The organism is Geodermatophilus sp. SYSU D01176, from assembly GCF_054050015.1.
Genome location: NZ_JBJGYN010000033.1, coordinates 16,695 through 28,973, shown reverse-complemented (window position 1 = coordinate 28,973; position 12,279 = coordinate 16,695). Strand labels below are relative to the sequence as shown.

General features: G+C 74.9%; 10 protein-coding genes. 6 read left to right on the top strand and 4 right to left on the bottom strand.

Annotated features, from left to right (window positions below; all coding sequences use genetic code 11):
- Window positions 1-48: 48 nt before the first annotated feature.
- A complete protein-coding gene (hutH, locus tag ACI78Z_RS16980) occupies window positions 49-1,596 on the top strand; it encodes a histidine ammonia-lyase (protein ID WP_457037718.1) in 1,548 nt (515 codons plus the stop codon).
- A gap of 42 nt (window positions 1,597-1,638) precedes the next feature.
- Window positions 1,639-3,327: a urocanate hydratase gene (hutU, locus tag ACI78Z_RS16975; protein ID WP_457037717.1), complete on the top strand. Its 1,689-nt coding sequence runs from the start codon at window positions 1,639-1,641 to the stop codon at window positions 3,325-3,327.
- On the opposite strand, the gene ACI78Z_RS16970 is transcribed toward hutU, so the two are convergent.
- The 4 genes from ACI78Z_RS16970 to speB all read right to left on the bottom strand — a co-directional run bounded on the left by ACI78Z_RS16970 (window position 3,305) and on the right by speB (window position 7,469).
- Window positions 3,305-3,883: a GNAT family N-acetyltransferase gene (locus tag ACI78Z_RS16970; protein ID WP_457037716.1), complete on the bottom strand. Its 579-nt coding sequence runs from the start codon at window positions 3,881-3,883 to the stop codon at window positions 3,305-3,307. The genes hutU and ACI78Z_RS16970 overlap by 23 nt on opposite strands.
- Window positions 3,884-3,904: 21 nt before the next feature.
- A complete protein-coding gene (gene hutI, locus ACI78Z_RS16965; RefSeq protein WP_457037715.1) occupies window positions 3,905-5,089 on the bottom strand; it encodes an imidazolonepropionase in 1,185 nt (394 codons plus the stop codon).
- Window positions 5,086-6,423, bottom strand: coding sequence for a formimidoylglutamate deiminase (locus tag ACI78Z_RS16960; protein WP_457037714.1), 1,338 nt, complete (start codon window positions 6,421-6,423; stop codon window positions 5,086-5,088). The genes hutI and ACI78Z_RS16960 overlap by 4 nt, the downstream gene beginning before the upstream one ends.
- A 95-nt stretch (window positions 6,424-6,518) precedes the next feature.
- Window positions 6,519-7,469 carry an agmatinase gene (gene speB, locus ACI78Z_RS16955; RefSeq protein ID WP_457037713.1) on the bottom strand — a complete coding sequence of 317 codons (951 nt, stop codon included), beginning with the start codon at window positions 7,467-7,469 and terminating at the stop codon, window positions 6,519-6,521.
- A gap of 134 nt (window positions 7,470-7,603) precedes the next feature.
- Between speB and ACI78Z_RS16950 the strand changes: the two genes are divergently transcribed.
- From ACI78Z_RS16950 to ACI78Z_RS16935, 4 genes are read left to right on the top strand one after another with little or no spacing between them, the layout of a single operon-like run.
- A complete protein-coding gene (locus tag ACI78Z_RS16950) occupies window positions 7,604-8,212 on the top strand; it encodes a helix-turn-helix domain-containing protein (protein WP_457037712.1) in 609 nt (202 codons plus the stop codon).
- A 60-nt stretch (window positions 8,213-8,272) separates the two neighbouring features.
- A complete protein-coding gene (locus tag ACI78Z_RS16945; RefSeq protein WP_457037711.1) occupies window positions 8,273-9,718 on the top strand; it encodes an amino acid permease in 1,446 nt (481 codons plus the stop codon).
- A gap of 2 nt (window positions 9,719-9,720) precedes the next feature.
- A complete protein-coding gene (locus tag ACI78Z_RS16940) occupies window positions 9,721-10,518 on the top strand; it encodes a carbon-nitrogen hydrolase family protein (protein WP_457037710.1) in 798 nt (265 codons plus the stop codon).
- Window positions 10,515-12,215 (top strand): flavin monoamine oxidase family protein, encoded by a 1,701-nt coding sequence (locus ACI78Z_RS16935; RefSeq protein ID WP_457037709.1) that lies wholly within the window; start codon window positions 10,515-10,517, stop codon window positions 12,213-12,215. The genes ACI78Z_RS16940 and ACI78Z_RS16935 overlap by 4 nt, the downstream gene beginning before the upstream one ends.
- The last annotated feature ends 64 nt before the right edge of the window (window positions 12,216-12,279 follow it).

The window sequence follows — 12,279 nt, the reverse complement described above, 5'->3', positions numbered from 1 at the left end:
ACACGAGTGCGGCCGGACGGCTGGGATCGCGGCCCTCCGGGGTGTGCCATGACTCCCGTGGACGCGGAGCGGATCGCAGTGGGCCCCGGCGCGGTGGACCCGGACGACGTCATCCGGGTCGCCCGCCACGGCGTCGGTGTCCGGCTCACCGACGGTGCGCTGGCGGAGATCGCCCGGAGCCGGGCGGTCGTCGACGCGCTGGCCGACGACGACCAGCCGCACTACGGGGTCTCCACCGGCTTCGGCGCGCTGGCCACCACGCACATCCCGCGGCACCGGCGGGCCCAGCTCCAGCGCAGCCTGATCCGCTCGCACGCCGCGGGCAGCGGCCCGGAGGTGGAGCGCGAGGTCGTGCGCGCCCTGATGCTGCTGCGCCTGTCGACCCTGGCCACCGGCCGCACCGGCGTGCGGGTCGGGGCGGCGCAGGCCTACGCCGCGGTGCTCGACGCGGGGCTCACCCCCGTCGTGCGCGAGTACGGCTCCCTGGGGTGCTCCGGTGACCTCGCGCCCCTGGCGCACGTCGCGCTCGCACTCATGGGCGAGGGCGAGGTGCGGGACCGGGCGGGCGACCTGCGGCCGGCCGCGGAGGCCCTCCGCGAGCACGGGATCGAGCCGGTCGAGCTGGCCGAGAAGGAGGGGCTCGCGCTGGTCAACGGCACCGACGGCATGCTCGGGATGCTCGTCCTGGCGCTGGCCGACCTGCGCCGGCTGCTGACCACGGCGGACATCGCGGCCGCCATGAGCGTCGAGGCGCTGCTGGGCACCGACGCCGTCTTCGCCGCGGACCTGCAGGCGCTGCGGCCGCACCCGGGGCAGGCCGACACCGCCGCGAACCTGCGCGCCCTGCTGGCCGGCAGCGGGATCATGGCCAGCCACCGCGGTCCGCAGTGCACCCGGGTGCAGGACGCCTACTCGCTGCGGTGCGCACCGCAGGTGCACGGCGCCGCCCGCGACACCGTGGCGCACGCCGCGGCCGTGGCCGGCCGGGAGCTGGCCGCGGCCGTCGACAACCCGGTGGTGACCCCTGACGGGCGGGTGGAGTCCAACGGCAACTTCCACGGCGCCCCGGTCGCCTACGTGCTGGACTTCCTCGCGATCGCCGTCGCGGACGTCGCGAGCATGAGCGAACGGCGCACCGACCGGTTCCTCGACGTCGCCCGCAACCACGGGCTGCCGCCGTTCCTGGCCGCCGACCCCGGCGTCGACTCCGGCCACATGATCGCCCAGTACACCGCGGCCGGGATCGTCAGCGAGCTCAAGCGCCTCGCGGTGCCGGCCAGCGCCGACTCGATCCCCTCCTCGGCGATGCAGGAGGACCACGTCTCCATGGGCTGGGCCGCGGCGCGCAAGCTGCGCCGCGCGGTCGACGGCCTCAGCCGCGTGCTCGCCGTCGAGGTGCTCACCGCCGCCCGCGCGCTGGACCTGCGCGCCCCGCTGGAGCCGGCACCGGCCACCGCGGCGGTGCGGGACGCCGTCCGCGCGGCCGGCGTGCCGGGACCGGGCGCCGACCGCCACCTGGCCCCGGAGATCGGCGCCGTCGTCGGCCTCGTGGACAGCGGCGCGCTCCTGGCCGCCACCGGCCTCGCCCTGCACTGACCTTTCGCGCCTTTCGCGCGCGAAAGCACCGAAGGAGGACCCATGGACGGAGCCCGACCGGTCCGCGCCCCGCGCGGCACCACCCTGACCGCGCGGAGCTGGCAGACCGAGGCGCCGCTGCGGATGCTGCAGAACAACCTCGACCCCGAGGTCGCCGAACGCCCCGACGACCTGGTGGTCTACGGCGGCACCGGGCGGGCGGCCCGGGACTGGGCGAGCTTCGACGCGATGGTCCGCACCCTCACGACACTGGCCGAGGACGAGACGATGCTCGTGCAGTCCGGCCGCCCGGTCGGCGTGCTGCGCACCCACGAGTGGGCGCCGCGGGTGCTCATCGCCAACTCCAACCTCGTCCCCGACTGGGCGACCTGGCCGGAGTTCCGTCGGCTGGAGCGCCTCGGCCTGACCATGTACGGGCAGATGACCGCCGGCTCCTGGATCTACATCGGGACCCAGGGCATCGTCCAGGGCACCTACGAGACCTTCGCCGCCGTCGCCGCCAAGAGGTTCGGCGGCACGCTCGCCGGCACCCTCACGCTGACCGGTGGCTGCGGGGGCATGGGCGGCGCCCAGCCGCTGGCGGTCACGCTCAACGGCGGCGTGTGCCTGGTCGTCGACGTCGACCCGGCCCGCCTGCGCCGCCGGGTCGAGCACCGCTACCTCGACGAGGTCGCCGACTCCCTGGACGACGCCGTCGACCGCGGCCTGGCCGCCCGGCGCGACCGGCGGGCACTGTCGGTCGGGCTCGTCGGCAACGCCGCGACGGTGTTCCCGGAGCTGCTGCGCCGGGGTGTCGAGGTCGACGTCGTCACCGACCAGACCTCGGCGCACGACCCGCTGTCGTACCTGCCCGAGGGCGTCGATCTGACCGACTGGCACGACTACGCCGCGGCCAAACCGGAGGAGTTCACCGACCGGGCGCGGGCGTCGATGGCGCGGCACGTCGAGGCGATGGTCGGCTTCCTGGACGCCGGCGCGGAGGTGTTCGACTACGGCAACTCCATCCGCGACGAGGCCCGCCTGGGCGGGTTCGACCGGGCCTTCGCCTTCCCGGGGTTCGTGCCCGCCTACATCCGCCCGCTGTTCTGCGAGGGCAGGGGCCCGTTCCGCTGGGTCGCCCTCAGCGGGGACCCGGCCGACATCGCGGCGACCGACCGCGCCGTCGTGGAGCTGTTCCCGGAGAACAACCACCTGCACCGGTGGATCCGTGCCGCCCGGGAGCGGATCGCCTTCCAGGGGCTGCCGGCCCGGATCTGCTGGCTGGGCCACGGCGAGCGGGATCGCGCCGGGCTGCGCTTCAACGAGATGGTCGCCTCCGGGGAGATCGGCGCGCCGGTCGTCATCGGGCGGGACCACCTCGACTGCGGCTCGGTGGCCTCGCCGTACCGGGAGACCGAGGCGATGGCCGATGGGTCGGACGCGATCGCCGACTGGCCGCTGCTCAACGCCCTGGTCGCCACCGCCAGCGGGGCCAGCTGGGTGTCGATCCACCACGGCGGGGGAGTGGGCATCGGGCGGTCGATCCACGCCGGCCAGGTCAGCGTCGCCGACGGCACCGAACTGGCCGCGGCCAAGCTGGCCCGCGTCCTGACCAACGACCCCGGCACGGGCGTGCTGCGGCACGTCGACGCCGGCTACGACCGGGCCGTCGAGGTCGCGGTGGAACGCGGCGTGCGGGTGCCGATGCGGGAGGGACCGACCCCCGGGCTCAGCCGAGAACGCGGCGCATGAGCACGCGGGGGAACCCGCCCGCGACGGCACCGGTGTCCGCGGCCTTGGTGAACCCTGCCTTCTCGAACAGCCCCCGCGTGCCGACGAAGGCCATGGTCGTGTCGACCTTCTGGCCCTGGTTGTCGACCGGGTAGCCCTCGACGGCCGGGGCGCCCTGGGCGGCTGCGTAGTCCACCGCCCCGCGGACGAGCGCGTGCGCGATCCCCCTGCCGCGGTGACCGGGGCGCACGCGGATGCACCACAGCGACCAGACGGGCAGGTCGTCGACGTGCGGCATCTTCGTCGAGCGCTCGAAGGGCAGCTCCGCCCGCGGCGCGACCGCGGCCCAGCCGACCACCTCGCCGTCGTCGTACGCGAGCACTCCCGGGGCGATCGGGCGCTCGGTCAGTCGCCGGACGTACTCGCGGCGCGCCGGCCCGGCCAGTTCCCGGTTCGTCCTCGAGTCGACCCGGTGGCTGAGGCACCAGCAGACGCTGGAGGCCGGGTTCCTGGGACCCAGGATCGTCGCCACGTCGTCGAACCGCGCACTCGTCGCCGGCTCGATCGCGATGCCCACCTGTCCACGCTAGTGCCGTCGTCAGCGGGGCGGGACCACCTGCCGGCCGGCCTGCCAGACGCGTTCGACCAGGGCGACCCCGGGCCGGTAGGCCAGGTGCAGGTACGACGGTGCGTCCAGGAGGACGACGTCGGCGCGCGCGCCCACGCGCAGGGTGCCCACGTCGTCGCGGCGCAGCGCCTGCGCGCCGCCGGCAGTGGCGGCCCACACCGCCTCCTCCGGCGTCATCCGCATCTCCCGGACGGCCAGCGCGATGCAGAACGGCATGCTCGTCGTGTAGCTCGAGCCCGGGTTGCAGTCGGTGGCCAGGGCGACGGTGATGCCCGCGCCGAGCAGCCGCCGGGCGTCGGGGTAGGGCGAGCGGGTCGAGAACTCCGCGCCGGGCAGCAGCGTGGCGACGGTGTCACCGCCGGCCAGCGCGTCGACGTCCGCGTCGGTCAGATGGGTCAGGTGGTCGGCCGAGGCGGCGCCGAACTCGACGGCCAGCCGCGCACCCGGGCCGTGGTGCAGCTGGTTCGCGTGCAGGCGGGGCACCAGACCGCGCTCGGCGCCGGCGCGCAGGATCGCCCGGGTCTGCTCACGGTCGAACGCCCCGCGGTCGCAGAAGACGTCGATCCACCGCGCGTGCGGCGCACAGGCCTCGAGCATCGGCCCGCGCACCAGGTCGACGTAGTCGTCGGGGCGGTGGGCGTACTCCGGCGGGACGACGTGCGCGCCGAGGAAGGTGACCTCGTCGGTGTGCTCGGCGGCCACCTCGACGCTGCGCCGCTCGTCGTCGACCGTGAGCCCGTAGCCGGACTTCGACTCGATGGTGGTCGTGCCCGAGCGCAGCGCCTCGGCGACGAGGGCCGACGTGCGGCGGCCCAGCTGCTCACGCGACGCGGCGCGGGTCGCGGCGACCGTCGTGGCGATGCCACCGGCGGTGTAGGGCGTGCCGGTCATGCGGGCGGCGAACTCGGCCGCCCGGTCGCCGGCGAAGACCAGGTGGCCGTGGCTGTCGACGAAGCCGGGCAGCACGGCCCGCCCGTCGGCGTCCACCCGCTCGTCGCCCGCGCCCTGCGGCACCACGGACCGCGGGCCGGCCCATGTCACGACGCCGTCCTGGAGCAGCAGCGCGGCGTCCTCGACGACGCCCAGCGGGCCGCGGCCCAGCGAGGGGTCGTTGGTGACCAGGCTGCCGATCCGGTCGATGAGCGTGGACGTCATGGCAGCACCTCGTCGATGGCCTCGGACAGCGCCCTCGGGACGTCGTCCACGAGCAGGTGCCGGCCCTCGGCGACGACGCGCCGTCCGCCCACCACCACGGAGCGGACGTCGGAGGCCGTCGCCGCGAACACGACCGACTCCAGCAGCGTCTCCGGGCGCGCCCCGGCCAGGCGCACCGAGTCCGGCCCGACGGTGACCAGGTCGGCGAGGGCACCGGGTTCGATCCGGCCGGCGTCCGGCCAACCGAGCGAGGCCGCGCCGCCCGCAGTGGCAGCGCGCAGCAGGTGCGCCGCCGACCAGTGGCCGCGCCGCTCGGTGGCCAGCCGCTCGTGGAGCTCCACGCCGCGGGCCTCCTCGAACAGGTCGACGACGGCGTTGCTGTCGCTGCCGAGGGACAGCGGGCAGCCGGCGTCCGCCAGGGCGCGCGCCGGGCCGATGCCGTCGGCGAGGTCCCGCTCGGTCGTGGGGCACAGGCACACCGTCGTCCCCGAACCCCCGAGCAGGCCGGTGTCGGTGGCGGTGAGGTGGGTGGCGTGCACGGCGGTGCAGCGCGGGCCGAGCACGCCGGAGCCGGCGAGCAGCTGCGCCGGGGTGCAGCCGTGCGCCGCCAGGCAGGCCTCGTTCTCGGCGCGCTGCTCGGAGAGGTGGACGTGCAGCGGCGCGCCGCGTTCCTCCGCCCAGGCGGCGACGGTCCCCAGCTGGTCGGCCGGTACCGCGCGCACGGAGTGGACCGCCGCGCCGATGCGGGCCCGGGCGGTGCCGCGCAGCCGCGACGCGCGGTCGGCCCAGGCCGCGGCGTCCGCGTCGCCGAAGCGCAGCTGCGGACCCTGCAGCTCCCGGCCGAAGCCCCCGGCTGGATAGCAGGTGTCGAGCAGTGTCATCCGGACGCCGGCGTCGTCGGCGGCCGCCAGCAGCGCCTCGCCGACGGCGTTGGCATCGGCGTAGGGCACCCCGCCGGGGGCGTGGTGCAGGTAGTGGAACTCCCCGACGCAGGTGACCCCGGCCAGCGCCATCTCCGCGTAGGTGGCCCGGGCCAGCGCGTGGTACGCGTCCGGGGTCAGCCCGGCGGCGACGGCGTACACGTCCTCCCGCCACGTCCAGAACGAGCCGCCGGCCCGGTGGGTGCGCCCCCGCAGGGCCCGGTGGAAGGCGTGCGAGTGGCCGTTGACCAGCCCGGGCAGGGTGAGCCCGCGCAGGTGGACCGCGCCGGGCGGCCGCTGCGCCCCCGGCCGCACCGCGGCGATGCGCTCGCCGTCCACCTCGATCAGCACGGCGGCGTCCGCGCGGCCGCCGCCGAGCCACGCGGAGTCGGCGAAGAACGTCGTCACCGGCACGTCAGGTCCTCCGCCATGCCCCCATCGCACACCGTCGGGGCGGCGCGGCCCAGGTCCGCGGAGGCGCGGCTGTCTGCGATCCCGGACGGTCCGGGTCAGGCGCGGTTGCGCGCCAGCACCGACAGCAACTCGTAGCCCACGTGGGCCGCGGCGATGCCGGTGAGCTCGGCGTGGTCGTAGGGCGGGGACACCTCGACGATGTCGGCCCCGACGACGTCCAGCCCGACCAGCCCGCGCAGGGTGGTGAGCAGCTCCCGGCTGGTGAGCCCGCCGGCTTCCGGCGTGCCCGTGCCCGGCGCGTGCGCGGGGTCGAGGACGTCGATGTCGACCGACACGTAGACCGGGCCGCCGGCCAGCCGCGCGCGCATCCGCTCGACGATGCTGCGCGCGCCGTCGACCTCGTAGTCGTCGGACCGGATCACCGAGAAGCCGAGGACGGCGTCGTCCTCGAGGTCCTGCTTGCTGTACAGCGGGCCGCGGATGCCCATGTGCAGCGAGCGCTCCAGGTCGATCAGGCCCTCCTCGCCGGCGCGGCGGAACGGCGTGCCGTGCGTGTAGGGGGCGCCGAAGTAGGTGTCCCAGGTGTCGAGGTGGGCGTCGAAGTGCAGGACGGCCACCGGCCCGTGGTCGCGGGCCAGCGAGCGCAGGATCGGCAGCGCGATGGTGTGGTCGCCGCCGATGGTGAGCAGCTGGGCGCCGTCGGCGCGCAGCGCGGTCGCCTCGCGGTCGATGGTCTCGATCGCCTCGCCGAGGTCGAACGGGTTGACGCCGATGTCACCGGCGTCGGCCACCTGCTGCGTGCCGAAGGGCGTGGCGTCCAGCGCCGGGTTGTAGGGCCGCAGCAGCTTGGAGCCGGCCCGCACGTGGCCGGGGCCGAACCGGGCGCCGGGCCGGTAGCTGACCCCCGAGTCGAACGGCACCCCGAGGACGGCGACGTCGGCGCGGGAGACCTCGTCGAGGCGGGGCAGCCGGGCGAAGGTGGCCGGGCCGGCGTAGCGGGGGACCCGCGTGGCGTCGACGGGGCCGATCGGGGTCTGCTCCGGCACGGGGGCTCCTGAGGGCGCGGCGACGGCGGGGGACGGGCTCCACCGTCCGGGTCGGCCGCAACTGTCAACTTGTGTTTCCCAGTTGTCAACTCCGTGGCGCGAACTAGTGTCCGGTCCGGACCCGGGAGGTGGCGGTGGAGGCAGCACTGGAGGACGGCGTGCCGCGGATCGGCGGGCGGCTCAAGGCGGTGCGGCAGGCGCGCCGGCTGACCCTCACCGACGTGGCCGAGGCCAGCGGGCTGACCAAGGGGTTCCTCAGCAAGCTCGAGCGCGACCAGGCCAGCGCGTCGGTGGCCGCGCTCGTGCGGGTGTGCGGCGCGCTCGGCATCTCCCCGGGCAGCCTCTTCGAGGCGGCGCCGGGCGGGGAGGCCGTCCGCGCCGGCAGCTACCCGCCGATCGCCTTCGGTGGGCGGGGGTTGACCGAGTTCCTGCTCACGCCGTCGGGGGAGCGGCGGGTGCAGGCCATCTTGTCCGAGATCGCGCCCGGCGGCGGCAGCGGCGAGGAGGCCTACGCGCTGCCGGCCGAGGTCGAGTTCGTCTTCGTGCTGGAGGGCGACCTCGAGGTGACGGTGGCCGGTGAGGTCACGGCGCTCGGCCCCGGCGACGCGTTCACCTTCTCGCCGGGTACCGAGCACGGGTTCCGCTCGCTGCGCACCGACGGCGTCACCCGCGTGCTCTGGGTGTTCGCCCCGGCGCTCCCCGACGGACGGCCGCCTAGTCATGAAACTGTCGTTGACAGCTGAGCAACTGATGGTGATGCTCCCTGCGACCCAGACCACAGCACCCGCCGCAGAGGAGCACCCGTGAGCACAGTCAGCGCCGGCCCGGGCAGCGTCGCCCCGGCCCGCCGCAGTCAGTTGTTCCGGATCAAGCCCGTCGACGTGATCGTCGCCCAGCACGTGGAGGAGGGCGGGCACGGCCTGCGCCGGTCGATGGGCCTGCTCCAGCTGACCGCCCTCAGCATCGGCGCGACCCTGGGCACCGGCATCTTCGTCATCCTCGGCGAGGCCGTGCCCCTGGCCGGGCCGGCCATCGTGCTGAGCTTCGTCCTCGCCGCGGTGACCGCGCTGTTCTCGGCGCTGTCCTACGCCGAGCTGGCCGGCAGCATCCCCGTCTCGGGCTCCTCCTACTCGTACACCTACGCCACCATGGGCGAGCTCGTCGCCTGGGTGTGCGGCTGGTGCCTGATGCTGGAGTACGGCGTCTCGGTGGCCGCCGTGGCCGTGGGCTGGGGCGCCTACATCGACGACCTCGCGGCCAGCACGATCGGCGCGGTGCTCCCCGCGGCGCTGTCCGCGCCGCCCGGTGACGGCGGGGTGGTCAACACCCCCGCCGTCGTCGTCGTGCTGCTGGCCATGGTGCTGCTGCTGCGCGGCACCAGCGAGAGCGCGCGGGTCAACACCGCGATGGTGGTGCTCAAGGTCGGCGTCCTGCTGTTCTTCTGCGTGGTGGCGTTCACCGCCTTCCGCGCCGGCAACCTCGCGCCGTTCGTCCCCATGGGCGTCGCCGGCATCACCGCCGCGGCCTCGCAGGCCTTCTTCTCCTACATCGGCTTCGACGCGGCCTCGACCGCCGGCGACGAGGCGCGCGACGCCCGCCGCGACCTCCCGCGGGCCATCGTGCTGTCGCTGCTGGTGGTCACGGTCGTCTACTGTCTGGTGGCCCTCGCCGCGGTCGGCGCGGTGCCGTGGCCGTCGATCAGCGGCTCGGAGGCGGCGCTGGCCGACGTGCTGAGCATCGCGACCGGCCAGACCTGGACCGCCGTGCTGCTGTCCATCGGTGCCGTCGTCGCGATCGCCAGCGTCGTCCTCACCGTGCTCTACGGGCAGACCCGCATCCTCTACGCGATGTCCCGCGACGGCCTGGTGCCGCCGGTCTTCTCGAAGGTCAGCGCCCGCCGGCGGATCCCGGTGGCCAACACCGTCATCGTCAGCGTCGTCATCGCGCTGCTGGCGGGCCTCGTGCCGCTCGGCGAGCTCGCCAACGCCACGAGCATCGGCACGCTGTTCGCCTTCGCGCTGGTCAACGTCGGCGTCATCCTGCTCCGCCACACCCGGCCGGACCTGCCGCGCACCTTCCGGACGCCGCTCTACCCGCTCACCCCGGTGCTCGGCGTGGTCTTCTGCGGTCTGCTGGTGCTCGGGCTGGGCTCGGCGACCTGGCTGGTGTTCCTCGCCTGGATGCTGCTGGGGCTGGCCGTGTACTCCGGCTACGGGTACCGCCACTCGGCCCTGCGCACGGGGGCCTGACCGTGCGCATCGCTCTGCTGCAGGGCCCGGCCGAGACGCCGGACCCCGAGGCCGGGCTGGCCGCGGTCGCCGACGCCGCCGCCCGGGCCGCCGCGGCCGGCGCCCGGCTGCTGGTCACGCCGGAGATGTCGCTGACCGGATACGCGATCGGGGCCGACCGGGTCGCCGAGCTGGCCGAGCCGGTCCCCGGGCCGCTCACCGGGCGGGTGGCCGCCATCGCCGCCGAGCACGGGCTGGCGATCGCCGTCGGGCTGCCGGTGCGCACCCCGGCCGGTGTCGCCAACACCGTCGTCGTGGTGGACGCCGACGGCGCCCTGCTCGCCTCCTACGCGAAGGCGCACCTGTACGGCGACGTCGACCGCGACGCGTTCGTCCCGGGCGACGTCGGGGTCGTGCAGTTCCGGCTCGACGGCGTCGTGGCGGGGCTGCTGGTCTGCTACGACGTCGAGTTCCCCGAGGCGGTGCGCGCGCACGCCGTGGCCGGCAGCGAGCTGCTCGTCGTCCCCACCGGGCTGATGGACCCGTACGGCTCCGTCGGCACCGTGCTGGTGCCGGCCCGCGCCTACGAGAGCCAGCTGTTCGTCGCCTACGCCAACCGCACCGGCGCCGAGGGGGAGTTCGTCTACTGCGGCGCGAGCTGCGTCATCGCCCCCGACGGCACCCAGCTGGCGCGGGCCGGCCGGGGCGAGGAGCTGCTGCTCGCCGACGTCGACCCCGCCGTCCTCACCGCCTCCCGCCGGGTGAACACCCACCTGGCCGACCGCCGTCCCGAGCTCTACCTCCCGGAGAACCCCGCATGACCTCCGCCATCCCCGTCGCCGCCCACGAGCCGGGCGAGGAGCGGCCGATCCGGCCCCTGACCATGTTCGGCCCGGACTTCCCCTTCGCCTACGACGACTGGCTGGCCCACCCGGCCGGGCTCGGCGAGGTCCCCGAGGCCGCACTCGGCACCGAGGTCGCCGTCATCGGCGGTGGCCTGTCGGGCACCGTCACGGCGTACGAGCTGATGAGGCTGGGCCTCAGACCGGTCGTCTACGAGGCCCACGAGATCGGCGGGCGGCTGCGCTCGGTCGGCTTCGAGGGGCACCCCGGCGTGGTCGCCGAGATGGGCGCGATGCGCTTCCCGCCGTCGTCGACGTCCTTCTTCTCCTACGTGCACCGCCTGGGCCTCTCGACGACGCGCTTCCCCAACCCGCTGGACGTCGCCACGCCGAGCACCGTGGTCGACCTCAAGGGCGAGACCCACTACGCGCACACCCTCGACGACCTGCCCCCGCTCTACCGCGAGGTCGCCGACGCCTGGCACGAGACGCTGGTCGGCGGCGCCCGCCTGGAGGAGGTGCAGCAGGCGATCCGCGACCGCGACGTCAAGGCGATCAAGGCGATCTGGGACGAGCTGGTCGAGCAGCTCGACGACACCACCTTCTACGGGTTCCTCGCCGCCTCGCCGGCGTTCCGCTCCTTCCGGCACCGCGAGGTCTTCGGTCAGGTCGGCTTCGGCACCGGCGGCTGGGACACCGACTACCCGAACTCGATGCTCGAGATCCTGCGGGTGGTCTACACCGCCGCGGACGACGACCACCTGTCCATCGTGGGCGGCTGCCAGCAGGTCCCCGTCGGGCTGTGGCGGGCCGAGGTCGAGGCGCCGGCGCACTGGCCGGCGGGCACCAGCGTGGCGTCGCTGCACCCCGGCGGGCGGCCGCTGCCCGCCGTCACCCGGCTGCACCGGACCGCGCCCGACCGCCTGACCGTCACCGACGCCGCCGGGGGCATCCGCACGTACCCGGCGGCGGTGTTCACCGCGCAGAGCTGGAACCTGCTCTCGCGGATCACCTGCGACGAGGAGCTGTTCCCGATCGACCACTGGACGGCGATCGAGCGCACCCACTACATGGGCTCGACCAAGCTGTTCTGCCTGGTCGACCGGCCGTTCTGGAAGGACGTCGACCCGCGGACCGGCCGGCACCGGATGAGCATGACGCTGTCGGACCGGATGACCCGCGGCACCTACCTGCTCGACCACGGGGAGGGGAAGCCGGGGCTGATCTGCCTGAGCTACACCTGGGCCGACGACTCATTGAAGTGGCTGCCGCTGTCGGCGACCGAGCGCATGGAGGTCATGCTCGCCTCGCTGCGCGAGATCTACCCCGACGTCGACCTGCGCCGGCACGTCATCGCCTCGCCGGTGACGGTGTCGTGGGAGTCCGAGCGCGACTACATGGGCGCGTTCAAGGCCAACCTCCCCGGCCACTACCGCTACCAGCGGCGGCTGTTCACCCACTTCAAGCAGGACGAGCTGCCCGAGCGGTACCGCGGCCTGTTCCTCGCCGGCGACGACATCTCCTGGACCGCCGGTTGGGCCGAGGGCGCGGTGCAGACGGCGCTCAACGCGGTGTGGGGCGTCGTCCACCACCTCGGCGGGCGCAGCCACCCCGACAACCCCGGCCCCGGTGACCTGTTCGACGAGCTCGCGCCGGTCCGGCTGCCCGAGGACTGACCGGCGGCTGCGCCGGTCGGCTCGTGGGCGTGCACACGAGCCGACCAGCGAGTCCGCCCCTGAT